Origin of the sequence: Noviherbaspirillum saxi, from assembly GCF_003591035.1 — a bacterium.
Lineage (GTDB): Bacteria > Pseudomonadota > Gammaproteobacteria > Burkholderiales > Burkholderiaceae_D > Noviherbaspirillum > Noviherbaspirillum saxi.
In genome coordinates this window covers 3,154,788-3,176,327 of record NZ_QYUO01000001.1, presented here as the reverse complement: position 1 = coordinate 3,176,327, position 21,540 = coordinate 3,154,788, and the positions used below count along the sequence as shown (strand labels likewise).

Here is a 21,540-nt window from a genome sequence, read left to right as displayed (position 1 = left end):
AAAACCATGGAACTGCTTTGGTCGCGCGTGCGCCAGCGCGGCGATCTGCCCGGTTTTTCCAAGGTGGTCAGCGCCATCATCGGCGCCATGCGCGGCGATGACGATCGCGAGTTCAATATGACCCGCACCGTGCTGCAGGATCCGGCGCTTACGCAAAAGGTATTGCGTTTGGCCAATAGCGCGATGTATTCGGTGTTCGGGCAGGGTATCAATACCGTTTCCAAAGCCGTCATCGTGCTGGGCACCGAGGCGATCGGCCATCTTGCGCTCGGATTGAAGCTGGTCGACGGCTTGTCCGCCGCTTCGTCCGAATCGGCAAATGCACGCGTCGAGATGGAAAAGTCGGTGCTGGCAGGGCACATCGCGCGACAGATGGCGTCGTCCGCGAATACACGCGATGCGGAAGAAGCCGTGGTCTGCTCGATGCTGCATTCGCTCGGCCGCATGATGGCGACTTTCTATCTGTCGGATCGCTGGCACCTGGTGCAGGAGTATAGCGTTCGCACTGGGGCCGATGAGAATGAAGCGGCACGCGAAATTCTCGGATTGCGGTTCGACGATATCGGCCGGCACGCGGCTCAGCATTGGGGCTTGCCTGCTGCAGTAGTGGATACCCTGCAAGACATGCCGCCCAAGCCGATCGGAGAGCCGCTGGACCATAAGGACTGGCTTGCTGCGATTGCGACCGTATCATCGCGCTGTGCCGATGCACTGACTTCCGACAACGGAGATATAGAAGAAATACTGGCCGATCTGACCAGTGACTACGCCGATATGTTGGGTCTTGAATCCGGACAGATGCTGCTTGCGCTGGAGAATGCGCAAAAAACGGCTGCGTCCGAAGATTCCGTCGTCGTTCGTACGCAGCGACGAAGCAATACGGAACACAAGGAGCCGGCGGCACCGATCGTCGGCAAGCCGGCCGACGCGGCGGCGCGTCTGGCGCGCGGGGTGGCGGACATGCGCGACGCATTGCAGTCGACCAGTTCCGGCCAGGTCATGACGATGGCTCTGGAAACCGTTTATCAGGGCCTGAGCTTTAGCCGCACGATTGCGTTTCTGCGTAATCAGGAGCAATCGCAATACGCCGCCAACATGTGTTTTGGCGACGGTGTGCAAGAGTTGCTGCCACGCCTGGTGTTCGGCGATGCCTACCAGCCGGATGTGTTTCATGCGGCACTGGCGAACGACAAAATGATCTTTGTCGAGAATGCGCAGGACGCCGCATTTATCAGCAAGGTGCCGCGCTGGTGGAAGGATGCGTTGCCGACCGTGCGCAGTTTCATGGTGCTGCCGCTGACCGTCAATCGACGTCCGGTCGGTTTCATTTATGGCGACTGGGATATGACCAAGCCACCCAGCAAGATCGAACAGGCTGAAATCGCGCCCTTGAACGAATTGCGGACCCTGGTCATGCATGCACTTGAGCAGCGCCGGCAACCGGAGCCGGCCTGGGCGCGCAAGATTCTCTGATATCGGAATGCGGCAATCGGCCCGCGGATATCCATGACGGTAATCAATGCGCGGCGAGAGGATTGAAAGCAAGCTAACGCCATTCTTATCCCTGTAAGCCAGCCGGCGGACACCGATTGCAATGACTGGACCGCTATCTCAGCAAGCCGTAGTTACGCTGCAACACACTTCCATCACCGTTATTCTGAATGCTGGCGCCGGCGGAACCGCTGCGCAAATGACGCGTAGCCGGATCGAACAGGCGTTGTCTGCACTTGACTATCCATGCACGATCGTCGAGGTGGCCTCTGGCCAAAAGCTACTTGAAGTCGGCCGCAAAGCGGTGCTCAACGCCAGTCAGACGGGTGGGATTGTCGTTGCTGCCGGTGGTGACGGCACTGTCAATACGATCGCATCGCTCTGTTGTGAATATCGGGTTCCGCTTGGAATCATCCCCGCTGGGACCTTCAATTATTTCGCGCGTGATCTTGGGATTCCGGAAGATCCGGACGCGGCGGCAAAACTGCTGCTGGCAGGGGATATTGCACAAGTGTCCGTCGGCTATGTGAACGGCAAACTGTTTTTAAACAATGCCAGCTTCGGCCTGTACAGCAAGCTCATACGCAACCGCGAAGAAGACAAGGCGCGCTTCGGGCGTTTCCGGGTGGTAGCTGTGCTGTCAGCACTGTTTTCATTGCTGAGCGGGGTGCGCCCATTCGGCGTGCAGCTGCAGATAGGCAATGAATCGCTGCTGCGAAAAACTTCGATGGTATTCGTCGCCAATAATCTGCTGCAGCTTTCCAAGCTCGATACCGACCTTGCCGGCGCGACGCCGGAAGACAGGCTAGCCGTATTCGTGTTGCGGCCCACCGGACGTCTTGACATGCTGCGGCTCTTGCTGCGCGGCGCGTTTCGTAATCTGGCGAGCGATCCGCATTTGGAAACCTTTTGCACGGATGCATTCGATACCGAAACGCGCAGGCGGCATGTCGATGTGGTGGTCGATGGCGAAATCGTGCGTTGCGCGACTCCCTTATCGTTCCGCGTGGCACGGCATGCGCTAGGAGTCATCGTGCCGCAGACGAATGGCGTCATCGCAAAGGAAGGCGAATGAGTATTATTGCCCACCTTTCCGATACCCATTTTGGCACTGAGATTCCGTTTGTCGTCGAGGCATTGCGCAAGGCGCTTCAACGCTTGCAACCCGATGTCGTGATTGTGTCTGGTGATGTCACCCAACGTGCCCGCAAGCATGAGTTTCAAAGTGCACGTCAGTTTCTTGATACGCTCAGTGCTCCGGCAGTACTTGTGATTCCGGGAAATCACGATATTCCGCTTTTTAATGTCTTCGCACGGACAGCATGGCCTTATCGCAATTATTGCGAAGCGTTTGGAAAATCACATCAGATATGGGCCGGCAGCGATATGGTAATTCTTGCCCTGGACAGCACCACTCCCTTGCGCCATACCCGCGGCAGACTCGATATCTCGCAGCTCTCGGCATTGGCAAGCCAGATTCCCGCATCCGATACCGAGCCTTTGCGCATCGCATGCGCGCACCAGCCGCTGCATACCGCATGGCCGGAAGACCTCCATGAAATTCTCATCGGTGCAGGCGATGCCGCCCAGGCGTTTGCACGCCATCGGATCGATATCGTCTTGAGCGGCCATGTCCATGTACCGCTGGTGACCACGACACATGCGGCGTTTCCGGCAGTGCCGCGTCATTTCATCCTCTGCGGGGCTGGAACTGCGGTGTCGCATCGCACCCGCCCGGCGGCGCCAAATTCCTTCAACGTCATTACGTCATCAGGTAATACCGACCCTGCATCGGTTTCGATTGCGATATGGCGGCTCGATGCCGCAGTAGCGGAATTCATTGCAGAACCGGAGAGCAGCTTTTTTCGGAGTGCAAACGGTTGGCATCAGCAATCGCTAGAGTAGTTATTTATTAAATAACAATACTTCCTGCCGGAACGACGGCTAATTTACCTGCTTGGATAAACAATGTTAACAAATGGAAAATTAGTTGTCGATCTGTGCATGGAATGCTTCATGCCTTCGGAGCGCCGGTATTTCGGTAATCCGGTTTTCGTCCAAGCGATTGCCATCCGCAGCCAAGATTCGCAGCAGCATTTATGTGAACAACAAGGCCGCAGCGGCGAATGGAAAATCCGACAGCGCTGGGGTGATCAACTTCAGTCGTCCCGACACACCTTGGCGCAACGCAGCGAACGCACATATTTAACGAAGCAGCAGCATCAGCCGGCCATCCCGGCGACAGGCCTGCGATAGAATCGCATCATCCGCCAAACCAGATGGCGGTCCGATTGCACGCTATGGCCCGACTTCCGCGACTCGTTGTTCCGCATCAGCCTCATCACATCCTTCAGAGTGGTATCGACCGGCAAGCCATTTTCCGCGACGATGCCGATTACGCGGCATTCCTCGGCTGGCTTAGGGAAGCGGCAAAACAGTTCCAGGTCGCCGTCCATGCTTATGTGCTGATGCCGAATCACTTGCATCTGCTAGTGTCGCCATCGGATACAACGGGCCTGGCGCGCATGATGCAATGGGTAGGGCGGCACTATGTCCCTTATTTCAATGCAAAGTATCAGCGCGTCGGCACCTTGTGGCAAAGCCGCTACAAAGCCACGATCATCGATTCCGACCAGTACTTTCTGCAATGCAGCCGCTATATCGAACTCAATCCTGCACGTGCCGGCCTGGTGGCCTCGGCGGACGAATATCCATGGTCCAGCCTTGCCCACCATGTCGGAATGCGCTCCGATCCCGTCATCCATGACCACCGCCTGTTCTGGGCGTTGGGAAATACGCCTTTCGATCGCGAAGCGGCTTATCGCAACTTCATCAACCATGGCTTAAGCGAAACCGAGATTGCCGCCTTCCGCGAGGCGACCCAAAAGGGCTGGCCACTGGGTTCGGAGCAATTCAAGAATATGCTGGCCAAGCAGACAAACCGGCGGGTGACACCGGCGCGACGCGGGCGGCCACTCAAGACTGCGGCAAGTCCTGATCATCAGCGGGACAAGCTAATTCAGCATTAAGGCACCGCGCAGGAATAACTTGCACAATTCTGCTGGCCGTAGCGGGCTCGGCGCCCCCGGCGCGCTGCGGCGTTGCTCGTCGTCGCCATAGCTCGCTATGACTCCTCCTCCCGCCCCTCGGCGGGCCCCTTGCAGCGCATCCCGCGACGTCCGTCAAATTGCACAACTTATTCCTGCGCGGCGCCTAAGCTTATCTAATTTGCTATGCCATCGAGCTAAAATGCCCGGAAAAACACTCTGTCCCTATTTATTTTGGTGCAAACGAAGCTCAAATACAAAAGTTACTCTGACCCTAAATTATTTCGATTGAACAAAGTATTGCGCTGCACTATCCTTCAGCTTCGATACATCAAAAGTTGCGGAGAAAGCTTATGCACGCGCAAGGTCTTTACGATCCTTCCAATGAACATGACGCCTGTGGCGTCGGTTTCATCGCCCACATCAAAGGCAAGAAAAGCCATTCCATCATCGAACAAGGCTTGCTGATCCTGAAAAATCTGGACCATCGGGGCGCAGTCGGCGCCGACAAGCTGATGGGCGATGGCGCGGGCATTTTGATCCAGATCCCTGACCAGTATTACCGCGAAGAAATGACGAAGCAGGGCGTGAATCTGCCGCCGCCCGGCGAATATGGCGTCGGCATGGTGTTCTTGCCCAAGGAAAACGCTTCCCGCATCGCCTGCGAACAGGAAATCGAGCGTGCGGTGCAAGCTGAAGGCCAGGTCGTCCTCGGCTGGCGCGACGTGCCCATCGACATCGAGATGCCGATGTCGCCGACCGTGCGCGACAAGGAACCGGTGATCCGCCAGATCTTTATCGGCCGCGGCCCGGACATCATGGTGACCGATGCGCTGGAGCGCAAACTGTACGTAATCCGCAAATCTTCCGGCCATGCGATCCAGGCATTGAACCTGTTGCACGGCAAGGAATTCTTCGTGCCATCGATGTCGGCCCGTACCGTCGTGTACAAGGGCTTGCTGCTGGCCGACCAGGTCGGCGTGTATTACAAGGACCTGCAGGATGCGCGTTGCGTGTCCGCGCTGGCCCTGGTGCACCAGCGCTTCTCTACCAATACCTTCCCCGAGTGGCCGCTGGCTCACCCGTACCGCCTGATCGCCCACAACGGCGAAATCAACACCGTCAAGGGCAACTTCAACTGGATGCGCGCACGCGAAGGCGTGATGAAGTCGGCCGTTCTCGGCGACGATCTGCAAAAGTTGTTCCCGCTGATCTATGAAGGCCAGTCCGACACCGCCTGCTTCGACAATGCGCTCGAACTGCTGCTGATGGCAGGCTATCCGCTGGCCCAGGCAATGATGATGATGATCCCGGAAGCCTGGGAAAACCATACGCTGATGGACGACAACCGTCGCGCCTTCTATGAATACCATGCCGCGATGATGGAGCCGTGGGACGGCCCCGCCGCCATGGCATTCACCGACGGCCGTCATATCGGCGGCACGCTGGACCGCAACGGCCTGCGTCCCGCGCGTTATATCCAGACCGATGACGATTTCGTCGTGATGGCATCGGAATCCGGCGTGCTGCCGATTCCGGAATCCAAGATCATCAAGAAATGGCGTCTGCAGCCGGGCAAGATGTTCCTGATTGACCTCGATGCCGGCCGTATCATCGATGACAAGGAACTGAAGGACACCTACGCCAACGCCAAGCCGTACAAGCAATGGATCGATTCCGTCCGCATCAAGCTGGACGAGCTCGACGCCGAGCCGGCAGAAGTCAGGTCCGACATCCCGTTGCTGGATCGCCAGCAAGTGTTCGGCTATACCCAGGAAGACCTGAAGTTCCTGATGGCGCCGATGGCCAGCGCCGGTGAAGAGGCAGTCGGTTCCATGGGCAATGACTCGCCGCTGGCCGTCATGTCCAACAAGAGCAAGCCGCTGTACAACTACTTCAAGCAGTTGTTCGCCCAGGTGACCAACCCGCCGATCGACCCGATCCGCGAAGCGATGGTGATGTCGCTGGTGTCCTTCATCGGCCCGCGTCCGAACCTGCTTGACACCAACAACATCAACCCGCCGATGCGCCTTGAAGTGGCGCAGCCTATCCTCGACTATGCGGATATCGCCAAGCTGCGCAACATCAGCAAGCATACCGGCGGCAAGTTCAAGTCGCATGAACTGAACATTTGCTATCCGAAAGCCTGGGGCAAGGAAGGCATTGAAGCGCGTATCGCGTCGCTGTGCGCGAAAGCGGTCGATGCGGTCAAGTCCGGCCACAACATCCTGATCGTGTCGGACCGCAAGGTCGACGCCGACCAGGTCGCGATCCCGGCATTGCTCGCAACATCCGCGATCCACCTGCATCTGGTGAGCAAGGGCTTGCGCACTTCGACCGGCCTCGTGGTCGAGACCGGTTCCGCACGCGAAACTCACCACTTCGCGCTGCTCGCCGGCTATGGCGCGGAAGCCATCCATCCCTACCTCGCGATGGATACATTGTCTGAAATGGCGAACGGCCTGCCGGGCACGCTGTCGCCGGAAAAGGCAATCTACAACTTCCAGAAGGCAGTCGGCAAGGGCCTGATGAAGGTCATGTCCAAGATGGGCATTTCGACCTACATGTCCTACTGCGGCGCGCAGATCTTCGAAGCCATCGGCCTCAACAAGGCGTTGGTTGACAAGTACTTCAAGGGCACCGCATCCAACGTCGAAGGTATCGGCGTGTTCGAAGTCGCGGAAGAAGCGCTGCGTCTGCACAAGCTGGCGTTTTCCGACGATCCGGTGCTGGCGAACGCACTCGACGCCGGCGGCGAGTACGCATTCCGCGTGCGTGGCGAAGACCACATGTGGACGCCGGACGCGATCGCCAAACTGCAGCATTCGACCCGCTCGAACAACTTCAACACCTACAAGGAATACGCGCAGATCATCAACGATCAATCCAAGCGCCACATGACCTTGCGCGGCCTGTTCGAGTTCAAGATCGACCCGTCCAAAGCGATCGCGATCGACGAAGTCGAATCGGCCAAGGACATCGTCAAGCGTTTCGCCACCGGCGCGATGTCGCTCGGTTCGATCTCGACCGAAGCGCACGCCACACTGGCAATCGCAATGAACCGCATCGGCGGCAAGTCGAATACCGGTGAAGGCGGCGAAGACGAGAACCGCTATCGTCAGGAATTGAAAGGCATCCCGATCAAGAAGGGCGAAACGCTCGCTTCCGTGATCGGCAAGGACCGCGTCGAAGTCGACCTGCCACTTCTGGCCGGCGACTCGCTGCGTTCGAAGATCAAGCAGGTAGCATCGGGCCGTTTCGGCGTGACCACCGAGTACCTGACTTCGGCCGACCAGATCCAGATCAAGATGGCTCAAGGCGCGAAGCCGGGCGAGGGCGGTCAGCTGCCCGGCCATAAAGTGTCCGAGTACATTGCCAAGCTGCGTTTCTCGGTGCCGGGTGTCGGCCTGATTTCGCCGCCGCCGCACCACGACATCTATTCGATCGAAGATCTGGCACAGCTGATTCACGATCTGAAGAATGCGAATCCGAAGGCATCGATCTCGGTCAAGCTGGTATCCGAAGTCGGTGTCGGCACGGTCGCCGCAGGCGTCGCCAAAGCCAAGGCCGATCACGTCGTGATCGCCGGCCACGACGGCGGTACCGGTGCATCGCCGCTGTCATCGGTCAAGCATGCGGGTTCGCCATGGGAACTCGGCTTGGCGGAAACCCAGCAGACCCTGGTATTGAACCGCCTGCGCAGCCGTATCCGTGTGCAGACCGACGGTCAGATCAAGACCGGCCGTGACGTCGTCATCGCCGCAATGCTGGGCGCCGACGAAGTCGGTTTCGCGACCGCACCGCTGGTGGTCGAAGGCTGCATCATGATGCGCAAGTGCCATCTGAATACTTGCCCGGTTGGCGTTGCGACCCAGGATCCGGTGCTGCGCGCCAAGTTCCAGGGCAAACCCGAGCATGTCGTGAACTACTTCTTCTTCGTCGCCGAAGAAGCGCGTCAGATCATGGCCCAGCTTGGCGTGCGGTCTTTCGACGAACTGATCGGCCGTTCCGATCTGCTCGACAAGTCGAAGGCGATCGCCCACTGGAAAGCCAAGGGCCTGGATTTCAGCAAGATCTTCTATCAGCCTGACGTTCCGGCATCCGAGCCGCGCTACCAGGTCGAAGAGCAGGATCACGGTCTGGAAAACGCACTCGATCACAAGCTGATCGCACAAGCGAAGGCTGCGATCGACAAGGGTGAAAAGGTGTCCTTCATCTCGCCGGTCAAGAACCGCAACCGCACGGTCGGCACCATGCTGTCGGGCGAAGTCGCGAAGAAATACGGCCATGAAGGTCTGCCGGATGACACCATCCACATCCAGCTGCAAGGCACCGCAGGCCAGTCGGCCGGCGCTTTCCTCGCGCACGGCATCACGCTGGATCTGGTCGGCGAAGGCAACGACTATGTCGGCAAGGGCTTGTCGGGCGGCCGCATCATCGTGCGTCCGAACACCGAGTTCCGCGGCTGGGCGGTCGACAACATCATCGTCGGCAATACCGTGCTGTACGGCGCGATTTCCGGTGAAGCGTTCTTCAACGGCGTCGCAGGCGAGCGTTTCGCGGTGCGTAATTCCGGCGCGATCACTGTCGTCGAAGGCTCTGGCGACCACGGCTGCGAATACATGACCGGCGGCACCGTCGTCGTGCTCGGCGCCACCGGCCGCAATTTCGCGGCGGGTATGTCCGGCGGTATCGCTTACGTGTACGACCCGGACGGCGACTTCGCCAAGAAGTGCAACATGTCGATGGTGACGCTGGATCCGGTGCTGTCCGCTGCCGACCAGGAAGCGAAGATCGACCGTGCGATTTGGCATGCAACCGTACGCGGCGGCGAAGGCCAGGCCGACGAGGCGATCCTCAAGGGCTTGATCGAGCGTCACTTCAAGTACACCGGCAGCACGCGTGCGCGCAACCTGCTCGACGACTGGGCCAATGCCCGCAACAAGTTCGTGAAGGTCTTCCCGACCGAGTACAAGCGTGCTCTCGGCGAACTGCATGCGGCGGCTCAGGCAAAAGAAAAGATCGCAGCGTAAACATCAACGACTGGCCAGCTCCTTCCCCCTGATACGGGGAAGGTTAGGATGGGGCGGGCCGCGTAGGCTATGCAGGTTGAACAGGCGTTATCGTCAAATCAAGCTCACTACCCCCACCCTAACCCTCCCCCTGCATGGGGGAGGGGAACCGAGCAGCGATAGAAAAAATACTCAAGGAACATCATGGGAAAAGTAACCGGCTTTCTGGAATTCCAACGCTTGCAGGAAGCAAGCGAAGCACCGACCTCGCGCAAGAAGCATTACAAGGAATTCACCGTCCATCTGAGCGACGCCGATGCCAAGGTGCAGGGCGCGCGCTGCATGGATTGCGGCATCCCTTTCTGCAATAACGGCTGCCCGGTCAACAACATCATTCCGGACTGGAACGACCTGGTTTACCACGGCAATTACAAGGAAGCGCTGGACAACCTGCATTCCACCAACAACTTCCCCGAGTTCACCGGTCGCATCTGCCCGGCGCCGTGCGAAGCCGCCTGTACGCTCGGCATCAACAGCGACCCGGTCGGCATCAAGTCGATCGAGCACTTCATCATCGACAAGGGTTGGGAAAACGGCTGGGTTCGTCCGCAGCTCCCGACTTCCAAAACCGGCAAGAAAATCGCCGTCGTTGGTTCCGGTCCTGCCGGCCTTGCAGCGGCTCAGCAACTGGCGCGCGTCGGGCATGACGTCACCGTGTTTGAAAAGAATGACCGTGTTGGTGGCCTGCTGCGTTACGGCATCCCCGACTTCAAGATGGAAAAGTCGCATATCGACCGCCGTGTCGAACAGATGAAGGCCGAAGGCGTGACGTTCCGCACCAGCGTTTTCGTTGGCAAGGATTTCCCATCCAATGTCTATAACTGGGCCAAGGAAACTGTCTCGACTGAACAGTTGAAGAAAGATTTCGACGCGATCGTCATCGCCGGCGGCGCGGAAACCCCGCGCGACCTGCCGGTTCCCGGCCGCGAACTGAAGGGCGTGCACTATGCAATGGAATTCCTGCCGCTGCAAAACAAGGTCAATGCCGGCGACAAGCTGAAAGACCAGATCATGGCGACCGGCAAGAACGTCATCGTGATCGGCGGCGGCGATACTGGTTCCGACTGCGTCGGCACATCCAATCGTCACGGCGCCGCATCGGTGGTGCAATTCGAACTGCTGCCGCAACCGCCGGAAGAAGAGAACAAGCCGCTGGTCTGGCCATACTGGCCGACCAAGCTGCGCACCTCGTCTTCGCACGAAGAAGGTTGCGACCGCGACTGGGCAGTCGCCACCAAGCGTCTCGAAGGCAAGAATGGCAAGGTCGAAAAACTGATCGCTGCCCGCGTCGAATGGAAGGACGGCAAGATGCAGGAAGTGCCGAATTCCGAATTCGAACTGAAGGCCGACCTGGTATTGCTGGCCATGGGCTTTGTATCACCGGTGCAGCAGGTGCTGGATGCGTTCGGCGTCGACAAGGATGCGCGTGGCAATGCCAAGGCGACAACCGACGGCGACGGCTGCTACAAGACCTCGGTGGACAAGGTATTTGCCGCCGGCGACATGCGTCGCGGCCAGTCGCTCGTGGTCTGGGCGATCCGTGAAGGCCGTCAGTGCGCAAAAGCGGTCGATGAATACCTGATGGGATCATCGGTTCTGCCCCGATAAGCTATATTTATTGCAAAAAGCCCGCCTGATCGAAAGATTTGGCGGGTTTTTTTGTGGCTTTTTATCTGACTCTTGGGTTAGTTCAAAAGTGCGATTGCACTTTCTGCACTACAATCTCGTCTTTGCGTAAAAAGTTCGTGTTGTGCCTAACCTTGTCGAAATCCGTGACCTGCATTTCTCCTATGGCCCCCGTCCTATCCTGTCGGGACTCCAGATGGATTTCCCGCGCGGGAAGGTCGTCGCGGTCATGGGCGGCTCCGGCTCCGGGAAAACCACGATCCTGCGCCTGATCGGTGGGCAAATTGCCCAGCAACGGGGTACTGTTACCGTTGACGGCGAAGCTGTCAATCCACGCAAGACCGATGCGCTTTATGCATTGCGGCGCAAGATGGGCATGTTGTTTCAGCATGGTGCGCTGTTTACCGATCTCTCGGTATTTGAAAATGTCGCTTTCCCGCTGCGCGAGCATACGCGCCTGCCGGAAGAGCTGATCCGCGACCTGGTACTGATGAAATTGCATGCAGTCGGATTGCGCAACGCGGCGCAGTTGAAGCCATCGGAAATATCCGGCGGCATGGCGCGCCGGGTCGCACTGGCGCGTGCCGTCGCGCTGGATCCGCAATTGATCATGTACGACGAACCATTTGCCGGCCTCGATCCCATTTCCATGGGAGTGACGGCGAACCTGATTCGGCGGTTAAATAATGCACTGGGCTCGACTTCGATCGTCGTGTCGCATGATGTGCATGAAACCTTCCTCATTGCCGACTATGTGTATTTTCTGTCGCAAGGGAAAATCGTTGCACACGGGACGCCGGCGCAGATGCAGGCTTCGGACGATCTCTACGTAAAGCAGTTCGTGCATGCGGAAGCCGATGGTCCGGTGCCATTCCATTATGCAGGCCGTTCGCTCGCAGAGGATTTGCAGCTGGGGCAGCCGCAATGATAGTCGACCTGATTGCGGGGCTCGGGCGCCGGGTGCGTGAATCGGTCAGCAATGTTGGCTTTGCTGCACGCTCATTTCTTGCCGTGCTTGGCGCGTCCGGCGGCATGCTGCGGCGACCTCGGCTGGTCACCGACCAGATTCATTTCATTGGCAATTATTCGCTGGTGATTATTGCCGTGTCGGGCCTGTTCGTCGGCTTTGTGCTTGGGCTGCAAGGGTATTACACTTTGAATCGCTACGGCTCCGAGCAGGCCCTGGGCTTGCTGGTAGCCCTGTCGCTGACACGCGAACTCGGTCCCGTGGTCACCGCCTTGTTGTTTGCCGGGCGCGCAGGGACTTCGCTGACGGCGGAAATCGGTTTGATGAAGGCTGGCGAGCAATTGTCGGCGATGGAAATGATGGCGGTCAATCCCATGCAGCGGGTGATCGCGCCGCGTTTTTGGGCAGGTGTGATCGCCATGCCGGTATTGGCCGCGATTTTCAGTGCGGTCGGCATCCTCGGCGGCTACATCGTCGGCGTTCAGTTGATCGGCGTCGATGAAGGCGCATTCTGGTCGCAGATGCAGGCCGGCGTCGATGTATGGAAAGACATCGCCAACGGTGTGATCAAAAGCGTGGTGTTCGGATTTGCGGTAACGTTCATAGCATTGTTCCAGGGTTACGAAGCGCAACCGACACCGGAAGGCGTTGCCCGAGCGACAACACGCACAGTCGTCATCGCATCACTGACAGTCTTGTGGCTGGACTTTCTGTTGACGGCCCTCATGTTCAATTGAACAGTTGCTGCAGAAGGAACCATCGTCATCCGGTGGTCACCTAGTAAATATATAACCTTTCACGGTATGAAACCCCGCTACAGGTTTCACGACATATAGTTAGAGTAAGCTTCATGCAACGTAAATCATTAGACCTGTGGGTCGGCATGTTCGTCTTGTTAGGCGCAGCGGCACTGGTATTTCTGGCTCTCAAAGCCGGAAACATGAGTTCGCTTTCGTTTGCGCAGACCTATGCCGTCACCACGAAGTTCGACAATATCGGTGGCCTCAAGCCGCGCGCGCCGGTTAAGAGTGCCGGCGTCGTGGTCGGTCGCGTGGCCGACATCCGCTTTGATGACAAAAGTTTTCAGGCGATTGTCACCCTTGACCTGGAAAACACTTACAAATTTCCCAAGGACACCTCGGCGAAGATTCTGACCGCCGGATTACTGGGTGAACAATATATCGGCCTTGAGGCCGGCGGCGACACCAATAATCTGGCTGCCGGCGATCGTATCAAAATGACACAATCTGCAGTCGTACTGGAAAATCTGATCAGTCAGTTTCTTTACAGCAAAGCTGCAGAAGGAAAGGATGGCGACAAGTAATGAGGTCCGCCCTGAAAATAAAAATCAGTATACTTGCTGCGGCGTTGCTGCTTACTGGTTGTGCGACAACCAATCCCAAGGATCCGTTTGAAGACTTCAATCGGGCAATGTTCACGTTTAACGATACTGTCGATCAAGCCGCAATAAAGCCGGCGGCCGAAGTGTATAGCACGCTGTTGCCACAATTCGTGCAAATCGGCATCAACAATTTTTTTGGCAATCTTGGCGATGTATGGACTGGTGTTAACAATTTCCTCCAAGGCAAAATTGCCGATGGCTTGTCCGACGTGATGCGCGTGGCGGTCAACACGACAATGGGTTTCGGCGGCGTGCTTGATATCGGTAGCGAAGCAGGCCTGGTCAAGCACAAGGAAGACTTTGGGCAAACATTAGGCAAATGGGGCGTTGCATCCGGCCCATACCTGGTACTGCCTATCCTCGGTTCATCTACCGTGCGTGACACTTTTGCAACTCCGCTCGACTTCAAGGGTGACCCTTGGCATTACAAAGCCCCGGTGCATGTGCGCAATGTTGGATCCACCATTCGGGTTATCGACTTGCGGTCCAGCGTGCTCGACGCCTCCAATCTGGTTGAAGAAGCGGCGCTGGATCGCTATGTCTTCATAAGGGACGCCTATATGCAGCGTCGCCAGAGCAAGGTGTTCGATGGCGAGGTGCCATCGTCCACCTATGAACACGATGTTGGTCCGACCGCTGCCGAGGACTTGCCGGCGATCAACGACAAGGGTGCCGCCATGCCGGAACCAGCCGAAAAGCCGGTTGTCAAACTGGAACAAAATGATACGGTGGCAACTACCCTGGTCACGGAAGCAAAACAATAATTTCCCCGGCGGTAGACCAATCGGCACCGTCACGCGTTTTTCAATACGCGCTGCCCTTGCAGCGCTGTTCATCTCATTCAGGATCTTATGAAACTGCTCAAGAAATTATTTGCCCTTGCCAGTCTCGCCGTCGGCGCGCTGGCATTTGTACCGACCGCATCCGCTCAGGAAGCGCCTGATGCGCTCGTAAAGCGCATCAGCCAGGAAGTTCTCGATATCGCCAAGAGCGACAAGGATATCCAGGCCGGCAACCAGAAGAAGGTGCTTGAACTGGTGGAAGCCAAGGTTCTGCCCCACGTGGATTTTCAGCGCATGACCGCGCTTGCGGCCGGTCGCTTCTGGCGTGAAGCGACACCAGAGCAGCAAAAGCAGCTCACCACTGAATTCCGCACGCTGCTGATTTATACCTACTCGGGCGCTATTTCCCAGGTCAAGGACCAGAAACTGGAATTCAAGCCAATGCGCGGCGACGCAACCGATACTGAAGTGGAAGTCCGGACTCAGGTCGTGCAACCGCGCGGTGGCGATCCTATCCAGCTGAACTATCGCCTGGAAAAGCTGCCGAGCGGTTGGAAGATTTATGACGTCAATGTCCTTGGCGCATGGCTGGTGGAAACCTACAAGGGTAATTTTGCCGCCGAAATCGGCAAGGGCGGTATCGATGGCCTGATCAAGACCCTGTCCGACAAGAACAAGCGACTGGCAGCAAGCGCGGCCAAGACAGTCAAGTCCTGACCACATGTATCGTCCCGCAGTCACGCTGACCGTCAATAACGCGCAAACCGCACTCGAAGCTGGTTTGCGCGCCATTGCCGACGGCCAGACCGAAATCGACCTTGCCGATCTGAGCGTGGTCGATTCCGGCGCCGTTGCCACCATGCTTGCCTGGCAACGTGCAGCGCAACGCACCGGCAAGAAGCTCCTCTTTCGCAATCCTTCCGCCAACCTGCAAAGCCTGATCACGCTGTATGGCGTCGATGAACTTCTCGTGATCGCGGCGGCCGCCGCCCCACGCAGCGATCTGCTGCATCATTGACGCTGCCGTTCCGACCCGCCGCGTTCCGGCTTCCTGACCGGAAATCCAATATAATCAAGGGTTCCGCCAAAGGTCCCGCCCGTCAGGCGAGCGGACCGGCCCCTCCTCTCTAAAATGACCAAGCCGCCATGGCTGCTTTGCAAATCGTTAATGTCGAAAAACGCTACAAGTCGCTGCAGGCGCTTGGCGGCGTCTCGCTTTCCGTCGAACCGGGTGAATTCTTTGGTTTACTTGGGCCGAACGGCGCCGGCAAGACCACACTGATTTCCATCATCGCGGGCTTGAACCGCGCGGATTCCGGCACCGTATCGATAGATGGACACGATGTCGTCAGCGACTACCGCGAAGCGCGCAAGCGCCTGGGCGTGGTGCCGCAGGAGCTGGTATTCGACCCATTCTTCACCGTGCGCGAAACCCTGCGCATGCAATCCGGTTACTTCGGGCTGAAACGCAACGATGACTGGATCGACGAAGTCATGGCCAACCTCGATCTGACCAACAAGGCCGATACCAACACCCGCGCCTTGTCGGGCGGCATGAAGCGCCGCGTGCTGGTCGCACAGGCACTGGTTCACAAGCCGCCGGTCATCGTGCTGGACGAACCCACCGCCGGGGTCGATGTCGAACTGCGCCAGACGCTGTGGAAATTCATTTCCCGTCTCAACCGCGAAGGGCATACCATCGTCTTGACCACTCATTACCTGGAAGAGGCGCAGGCGCTTTGCAATCGCATCGCGATGCTCAAAGCCGGCAAGGTCGTCGCGCTCGATTCGACTTCCGCGCTGCTCAAGCGCATTTCCGGTTCGCAGCTCATCGTGCATCTGGCGCGTGGCGCCTTGCCGGATGGCCTGAAGCCATTGGTGTCGCATCCCGACGAACTCGTGTCCGGCCGCAAATACACCTTGCGCGTCAACGAATATACCGATGTCGAACCCATTCTCGCCACGCTACGCGAGGCAGGGGCGGTCATCGATGACATGCACCTGCAGCAAGCCGATCTGGAAGACGTCTTCATCCAGATCATGGAAGGTGAAAAATAATGACCGGCTTCCAGACCCTGTTCTACAAGGAAGTACTGCGCTTCTGGAAAGTGGCGACACAGACGATCACCGCGCCCATCTTGACCGCGATGCTTTATCTGCTGATCTTCGGTCATGTGCTGGAAGAGCATGTGCAGGTGTATCCGAATGTGCGCTACACCGCCTTTCTGGTGCCCGGCCTGGTGATGATGAGCGTGCTGCAGAATTCCTTTGCCAATAGTTCATCGTCACTGATCCAGTCCAAGATCACCGGCAACCTGGTGTTCGTGCTGCTGCCGCCCTTGTCGCACTGGGATTTGTTTGCCGCGTATGTGCTGGCTTCCGTGGTGCGCGGACTTGCGGTGGGCGCCGGAGTGTTCCTGATCACCGCCTGGTTCGCCGAGCTGAGTTTTTTCGCGCCGTGGTGGATTGCCATCTTCGCCCTGCTTGGTGCCGCGATTCTGGGCACCATGGGCTTGATCGCTGGTATCTGGGCGGAAAAATTCGATCAGCTCGCAGCGTTCCAGAATTTCCTGATCATGCCGGCCACCTTTTTGTCCGGCGTGTTTTATTCCATCCATTCGCTGCCGGCCTTCTGGCAAACGGTGTCGCACTTCAATCCGTTTTTTTATATGATTGACGGCTTCCGTTACGGCTTTTTCGGTCAGTCCGATGTGAATCCGTTTGCCAGTTTTGCCATCGTCGGCGTGTTTTTCCTCGTGTTGTCGGGATTCGCGATCCGGATGCTGAAGAATGGATACAAGCTGCGCCACTAAATCCTGGATGACCGCCAGGCTTGTGACGCGATGACGACCGAAAAGGTCAATAAAGGTTAGACCATGCTACCCACACCCGAGCTTGTCAAAAGCTACATCGCCGCCGGACTCGACTGCACCCACCTCGAAGTGGAAGGTGACGGCCAGCATTTCAATGCCGTCATCGTGTCCAGCGCCTTCGCCGGCAAACGGCTGATCCAGCGCCATCAACTCGTGTACGCCGCGCTCGGCGACCGCATGCGGGAAGAAATCCATGCGCTGTCGATGAAGACCCTTACTCCGGAAGAATTCCAGACATAATGGACAAACTGCTCATCACCGGCGGCAATCGCCTGTCCGGCGACATCACCATTTCGGGCGCCAAGAATGCCGCGCTGCCCATCCTGTGTGCAGGCTTGCTCAGTGGCGATACGGTTCAGTTGTCGAATGTGCCGCATCTGCAAGACGTCAACACTATGCTCAAACTGCTCAAGCAGATGGGCTTGCGCGTCGAGCAGGAAGGCGATCGCATGACATTGAACGGCGCCGCCATCACCAGCTGCGAAGCGCCCTACGAACTGGTGAAAACCATGCGCGCGTCTATCCTGGTGCTGGGTCCGCTGCTGGCGCGCTTCGGCGAAGCAAAGGTATCCCTGCCCGGCGGTTGCGCGATCGGATCGCGTCCGGTTGACCAGCACATCAAGGGTCTGCAGGCGATGGGCGCCGACATCACGATCGAAGCCGGTTACATCCATGCGCGAGCCAAGAAGTTGAAAGGCGCGCGCATCGTCACCGACATGATTACCGTGACCGGTACCGAGAATCTGTTGATGGCGGCCACGCTGGCAGAAGGTGAGACCGTGCTTGAAAATGCCGCGCGCGAGCCGGAAGTCACCGATCTTGCCAACCTGCTGGTGGCAATGGGTGCCAGGATTGAAGGCATCGGTAGCGATCGCCTGGTGATCCAAGGTGTCGACAAGCTGCATGGCGCGTCGCACGAAGTGATTGCCGACCGCATTGAAACTGGTACCTTCCTGTGCGCGGTGGCCGCAGCGGGCGGTGACGTGACCCTGCGCAAGACGCGCAGCGATATCCTTGAAGTTGCGCTCGACAAGCTGCGCGAGGCCGGCGCCATCCTGACCAGCGGTCCCGACTGGATTCGCGTGCAGATGTCGGCACGTCCCAAGGCGATCAGCTTCCGCACCATCGAATATCCGGGCTTTCCCACCGACATGCAGGCGCAATTCATGGCGCTCAATTGCATTGCCGAAGGCAGCAGTCGCGTGACGGAAACGATTTTCGAAAACCGCTTCATGCACGTACAGGAATTGAATCGCCTCGGCGCCTCGATCGAAATCGATGGCCACACCGCGATTATGCAAGGCGTCGACAAGCTGGTGGGCGCGCCGGTCATGGCGACCGACCTGCGCGCATCGGCATCGCTGGTGATTGCCGCGCTCGCGGCGCAGGGTGAAACACTGGTCGATCGCATCTACCATCTTGATCGCGGCTATGACCGCATGGAAGTCAAGCTCTCGGCCGTCGGCGCCAACATTCAGCGAGTCAAATAAATGAGCCAGCAACTGACCCTTGCCTTGTCCAAGGGCCGCATTTTTGAAGAAACTCTGCCATTGCTGGCAGCAGCAGGCATTACCGTCACCGAAGATCCGGAAAAGTCGCGCAAGCTGATTCTGCCGACCAATGATCCGGATGTGCGCGTCATCATCGTCCGCGCGTCCGACGTGCCGACTTATGTGCAGTATGGCGCGGCGGATTTCGGCGTGGCCGGCAAGGATGTGCTGCTCGAGCATGGCGGTGAAGGCTTGTACCAGCCTATCGACCTCAATATCGCCAAATGCCGCCTGTCGGTCGCGGTGCCGGCGGGCTTCGACTATGCGAGCGCGGTTCGGCAGGGCGCACGCCTGCGCGTGGTGACCAAGTACGTCAACTGCGCGCGCGAGCACTTCGCCGCCAAGGGCGTGCACGTCGACCTGATCAAGCTGTATGGTTCGATGGAACTCGGCCCGCTGGTCGGCCTGTCCGATGCGATCGTCGATCTGGTCAGTACCGGCAGCACGCTGCGGGCCAACAATCTGGTGGAAGTCGAACACATTCTGGATATCTCGTCGCGGCTGGTGGTGAACCAGGCCGCATTGAAACTCAAACGCGAACGCCTGCAGCCGATACTCGACGCTTTCGAAAAAGCGTCGCAGCCGGCATGACCAACATGACTATCCAGATCCGCAAACTCGATTCCACCGCCGCCGATTTCAAGACACGCCTGTCGGCAGTGCTCGCATTCGAAGCCAGCGAAGACGAAGCGATCGATCGCGCCGCCGCCCAGATCCTGGCCGACGTCAAGGCGCGGGGCGATGCAGCCGTGCTGGAATATACCAATCGCTTCGACAAGCTCGATGCGCAGACCATCGGCAGCCTGGAGATCGGCAAGGAAGAATTGCAAGCCGCCCTCGACGGCCTGGCACCGGCGCGCCGCGCCGCGTTGCAAACCGCTGCGGACCGGGTGCGCGCATATCACGAGCGGCAAAAGCAGGAAACCGGCGGCGACGGGTTTCGCTACACCGAAGCCGACGGCACGGTGCTCGGACAAAAGGTGACGCCGCTCGACCGCGTCGGGATTTATGTTCCAGGCGGCAAGGCGGCCTATCCTTCATCGGTGCTGATGAACGCCATCCCGGCCAAGGTCGCCGGCGTGCAAGAAATCATCATGGTGGTGCCGACGCCGAACGGCGTGAAAAACGAACTCGTGCTTGGCGCGGCGTCGATCGCCGGCGTCGATCGCGTATTTACGATCGGCGGCGCGCAGGCAGTCGGCGCTCTGGCCTACGGCACCGCAAGCGTTCCCCAAGTCGACAAGATCGTCGGTCCGGGCAATGCGTATGTGGCTGCTGCCAAGCGCCGCGTATTCGGTATCGTCGGCATCGACATGATTGCCGGGCCTTCCGAAATTCTCGTGCTGTGCGATGGCAGCACCGATCCGGATTGGGTCGCGATGGACCTGTTTTCGCAAGCCGAGCATGACGAACTGGCGCAATCGATCCTGGTATGCCCGGACGACGCGTATATCGCCAGGGTCGAAGCCAGCATCAACAAGCTGCTGGACACGATGCCGCGCAAGGAAGTGATTCGCACCTCGCTGACCAACCGCGGCGCGCTGGTCAAGGTGCGTGATATGCAAGAAGCCTGCGACATCGCTAACCTGATCGCCGCCGAGCACCTCGAAATTTCCGCCGACGACCCGCAGCAATGGGCGGACCGGATACGGCACGCCGGCGCGATGTTCCTGGGACGCTTTTCCTCCGAGTCGCTGGGCGATTATTGCGCGGGGCCCAACCATGTGCTGCCGACTTCACGCACCGCGCGCTTTTCGTCGCCGCTCGGGGTTTACGATTTTCAAAAGCGCTCCAGCATCATTTACGTCAGTGAAGCCGGCGCGCAGACGCTTGGCAAGGTGGCTGCCGAACTCGCATACGGCGAAGGCTTGCAGGCGCATGCAGCTTCTGCGGAATTGCGGCTGAAATGACATCAGTCTTTTTTTACCCGATGGCCGGCCTGCGGAAGGCGGCAAGGTGACGTCCTGGCTTGACCGCATCTATTGCGAAAACGCGATCGCGGGCCTGGCGCGTATTCCCGACGCCAGCGTCGACCTGCTGATCGCCGACCCGCCGTATGGCCTCGGCAAGGATTACGGCAACGATTCCGACAAACTGGATGCTGATGCCTATCTGCAATGGACCGAGCAATGGATCGATGCGGCGCTGCCCAAGCTCAAGGCCAGCGGCAGCCTGTACATCTTCCTGACCTGGCGCTATTCGCCCGAAATCTTTGTGATGCTGAAAAAACGCATGACAATGATTAACGAAATCATCTGGGATCGCCGGGTGCCGTCGATGGGAGGCAGTACGCGGCGCTTTTCTTCGGTGCATGATACCGTCGGCTTTTTCGCGAAAGCCCGGGACTATTATTTTGATCTGGATGCGGTGCGCATTCCTTATGATGCGGAAACCAAGAAGGCGCGGTCGCGCTCGATTTTCGTCGGTGCCAAATGGCTGGAAATGGGCTATAACCCCAAGGACGTCTGGAGCGTGTCGCGCCTGCACCGCGAACACCGCGAGCGCGCCGACCATCCGACCCAGAAGCCGCTGGAAATCGTCGAGCGCATGCTCAAGGCGTCCTGTCCGCCGGGTGGCGTGGTGCTCGACCCGTTCATGGGCAGCGGCACCACCGCGGTGGCAGCCAAGCGTTGCAACCGGCATTTTGTCGGCTTCGAGCTGAACCCCGATTACTGTGAATTGATTGAAAACCGCCTCGCCGAGCTCGACAAGCCGGCCGCTGCCTGAGAA

20 protein-coding genes are annotated in these 21,540 nt (G+C 58.4%); all 20 read left to right on the top strand.

Features of this window, described 5'->3' with window-relative positions; genetic code table 11:
- The first annotated feature begins 6 nt into the window (after positions 1 to 6).
- Positions 7 to 1,473 carry an HDOD domain-containing protein gene (locus D3871_RS15015; RefSeq protein WP_233575619.1) on the top strand — a complete coding sequence of 489 codons (1,467 nt, stop codon included), beginning with the start codon at positions 7 to 9 and terminating at the stop codon, positions 1,471 to 1,473.
- A gap of 121 nt (positions 1,474 to 1,594) precedes the next feature.
- Positions 1,595 to 2,566, top strand: coding sequence for a diacylglycerol/lipid kinase family protein (locus D3871_RS15010; RefSeq protein WP_119769626.1), 972 nt, complete (start codon positions 1,595 to 1,597; stop codon positions 2,564 to 2,566).
- Complete coding sequence (locus D3871_RS15005) at positions 2,563 to 3,396, top strand: metallophosphoesterase family protein (protein WP_119769625.1); 834 nt, start codon at positions 2,563 to 2,565, stop codon at positions 3,394 to 3,396. Before D3871_RS15010 ends, D3871_RS15005 begins: the two co-directional genes overlap by 4 nt.
- A 63-nt stretch (positions 3,397 to 3,459) precedes the next feature.
- Entirely contained in the window at positions 3,460 to 3,747 is a 288-nt protein-coding gene (locus D3871_RS15000; RefSeq protein ID WP_147376824.1) for a hypothetical protein, read from the top strand.
- A 44-nt stretch (positions 3,748 to 3,791) separates the two neighbouring features.
- Positions 3,792 to 4,520: a transposase gene (locus D3871_RS14995; RefSeq protein ID WP_119769622.1), complete on the top strand. Its 729-nt coding sequence runs from the start codon at positions 3,792 to 3,794 to the stop codon at positions 4,518 to 4,520.
- 371 nt (positions 4,521 to 4,891) lie between these two features.
- Entirely contained in the window at positions 4,892 to 9,571 is a 4,680-nt protein-coding gene (locus D3871_RS14990) for a glutamate synthase-related protein (protein WP_119769620.1), read from the top strand.
- A gap of 183 nt (positions 9,572 to 9,754) precedes the next feature.
- Positions 9,755 to 11,218: a glutamate synthase subunit beta gene (locus tag D3871_RS14985; protein WP_119769619.1), complete on the top strand. Its 1,464-nt coding sequence runs from the start codon at positions 9,755 to 9,757 to the stop codon at positions 11,216 to 11,218.
- A gap of 142 nt (positions 11,219 to 11,360) precedes the next feature.
- A complete protein-coding gene (locus tag D3871_RS14980; protein ID WP_119769617.1) occupies positions 11,361 to 12,164 on the top strand; it encodes an ABC transporter ATP-binding protein in 804 nt (267 codons plus the stop codon).
- A complete protein-coding gene (mlaE, locus tag D3871_RS14975; RefSeq protein WP_119769616.1) occupies positions 12,161 to 12,940 on the top strand; it encodes a lipid asymmetry maintenance ABC transporter permease subunit MlaE in 780 nt (259 codons plus the stop codon). The genes D3871_RS14980 and mlaE overlap by 4 nt, the downstream gene beginning before the upstream one ends.
- Before the next feature lie 113 nt (positions 12,941 to 13,053).
- A complete protein-coding gene (mlaD, locus tag D3871_RS14970) occupies positions 13,054 to 13,527 on the top strand; it encodes an outer membrane lipid asymmetry maintenance protein MlaD (RefSeq protein ID WP_119769615.1) in 474 nt (157 codons plus the stop codon).
- On the top strand, positions 13,527 to 14,369 hold the full coding sequence (locus D3871_RS14965; RefSeq protein ID WP_119769614.1) for an MlaA family lipoprotein: 843 nt from the start codon (positions 13,527 to 13,529) through the stop codon (positions 14,367 to 14,369). Before mlaD ends, D3871_RS14965 begins: the two co-directional genes overlap by 1 nt.
- 87 nt (positions 14,370 to 14,456) lie before the next feature.
- Positions 14,457 to 15,104, top strand: coding sequence for an MlaC/ttg2D family ABC transporter substrate-binding protein (locus D3871_RS14960; protein WP_119769613.1), 648 nt, complete (start codon positions 14,457 to 14,459; stop codon positions 15,102 to 15,104).
- Positions 15,105 to 15,108: 4 nt separating this feature from the next.
- Positions 15,109 to 15,405, top strand: a complete 297-nt coding sequence (locus D3871_RS14955) for an STAS domain-containing protein (protein ID WP_119769611.1) — start codon at positions 15,109 to 15,111, stop codon at positions 15,403 to 15,405.
- Positions 15,406 to 15,533: 128 nt separating this feature from the next.
- Positions 15,534 to 16,445 carry an ABC transporter ATP-binding protein gene (locus D3871_RS14950; RefSeq protein ID WP_119769610.1) on the top strand — a complete coding sequence of 304 codons (912 nt, stop codon included), beginning with the start codon at positions 15,534 to 15,536 and terminating at the stop codon, positions 16,443 to 16,445.
- The gene (locus D3871_RS14945; protein WP_119769609.1) at positions 16,445 to 17,200 is read left to right on the top strand and encodes an ABC transporter permease; all 756 of its coding nucleotides are present in this window, start codon (positions 16,445 to 16,447) and stop codon (positions 17,198 to 17,200) included. Before D3871_RS14950 ends, D3871_RS14945 begins: the two co-directional genes overlap by 1 nt.
- Before the next feature lie 63 nt (positions 17,201 to 17,263).
- Complete coding sequence (locus D3871_RS14940) at positions 17,264 to 17,500, top strand: BolA family protein (protein WP_119769607.1); 237 nt, start codon at positions 17,264 to 17,266, stop codon at positions 17,498 to 17,500.
- Complete coding sequence (gene murA / locus D3871_RS14935) at positions 17,500 to 18,750, top strand: UDP-N-acetylglucosamine 1-carboxyvinyltransferase (protein WP_199724777.1); 1,251 nt, start codon at positions 17,500 to 17,502, stop codon at positions 18,748 to 18,750. The genes D3871_RS14940 and murA overlap by 1 nt, the downstream gene beginning before the upstream one ends.
- On the top strand, positions 18,751 to 19,401 hold the full coding sequence (hisG, locus tag D3871_RS30500; RefSeq protein WP_199724776.1) for an ATP phosphoribosyltransferase: 651 nt from the start codon (positions 18,751 to 18,753) through the stop codon (positions 19,399 to 19,401).
- 5 nt (positions 19,402 to 19,406) lie between these two features.
- The gene (gene hisD / locus D3871_RS14930; RefSeq protein WP_119770093.1) at positions 19,407 to 20,720 is read left to right on the top strand and encodes a histidinol dehydrogenase; all 1,314 of its coding nucleotides are present in this window, start codon (positions 19,407 to 19,409) and stop codon (positions 20,718 to 20,720) included.
- A gap of 46 nt (positions 20,721 to 20,766) precedes the next feature.
- Positions 20,767 to 21,537, top strand: coding sequence for a DNA-methyltransferase (locus tag D3871_RS14925; RefSeq protein WP_119769606.1), 771 nt, complete (start codon positions 20,767 to 20,769; stop codon positions 21,535 to 21,537).
- Positions 21,538 to 21,540: the final 3 nt, after the last annotated feature.

Bases quoted from the DNA above. Each gene is read 5' to 3' on its own strand.
- D3871_RS15015 (WP_233575619.1), top strand. From the start codon at position 7: ATGGAACTGCTTTGGTCGCGCGTGCGCCAGCGCGGCGATCTGCCCGGT.
- D3871_RS15010 (WP_119769626.1), top strand. From the start codon at position 1,595: ATGACTGGACCGCTATCTCAGCAAGCCGTAGTTACGCTGCAACACACT.
- D3871_RS15005 (WP_119769625.1), top strand. From the start codon at position 2,563: ATGAGTATTATTGCCCACCTTTCCGATACCCATTTTGGCACTGAGATT.
- D3871_RS15000 (WP_147376824.1), top strand. From the start codon at position 3,460: ATGTTAACAAATGGAAAATTAGTTGTCGATCTGTGCATGGAATGCTTC.
- D3871_RS14995 (WP_119769622.1), top strand. From the start codon at position 3,792: ATGGCCCGACTTCCGCGACTCGTTGTTCCGCATCAGCCTCATCACATC.
- D3871_RS14990 (WP_119769620.1), top strand. From the start codon at position 4,892: ATGCACGCGCAAGGTCTTTACGATCCTTCCAATGAACATGACGCCTGT.
- D3871_RS14985 (WP_119769619.1), top strand. From the start codon at position 9,755: ATGGGAAAAGTAACCGGCTTTCTGGAATTCCAACGCTTGCAGGAAGCA.
- mlaE (WP_119769616.1), top strand. From the start codon at position 12,161: ATGATAGTCGACCTGATTGCGGGGCTCGGGCGCCGGGTGCGTGAATCG.
- mlaD (WP_119769615.1), top strand. From the start codon at position 13,054: ATGCAACGTAAATCATTAGACCTGTGGGTCGGCATGTTCGTCTTGTTA.
- D3871_RS14965 (WP_119769614.1), top strand. From the start codon at position 13,527: ATGAGGTCCGCCCTGAAAATAAAAATCAGTATACTTGCTGCGGCGTTG.
- D3871_RS14960 (WP_119769613.1), top strand. From the start codon at position 14,457: ATGAAACTGCTCAAGAAATTATTTGCCCTTGCCAGTCTCGCCGTCGGC.
- D3871_RS14955 (WP_119769611.1), top strand. From the start codon at position 15,109: ATGTATCGTCCCGCAGTCACGCTGACCGTCAATAACGCGCAAACCGCA.
- D3871_RS14950 (WP_119769610.1), top strand. From the start codon at position 15,534: ATGGCTGCTTTGCAAATCGTTAATGTCGAAAAACGCTACAAGTCGCTG.
- D3871_RS14945 (WP_119769609.1), top strand. From the start codon at position 16,445: ATGACCGGCTTCCAGACCCTGTTCTACAAGGAAGTACTGCGCTTCTGG.
- D3871_RS14940 (WP_119769607.1), top strand. From the start codon at position 17,264: ATGCTACCCACACCCGAGCTTGTCAAAAGCTACATCGCCGCCGGACTC.
- murA (WP_199724777.1), top strand. From the start codon at position 17,500: ATGGACAAACTGCTCATCACCGGCGGCAATCGCCTGTCCGGCGACATC.
- hisG (WP_199724776.1), top strand. From the start codon at position 18,751: ATGAGCCAGCAACTGACCCTTGCCTTGTCCAAGGGCCGCATTTTTGAA.
- hisD (WP_119770093.1), top strand. From the start codon at position 19,407: ATGACTATCCAGATCCGCAAACTCGATTCCACCGCCGCCGATTTCAAG.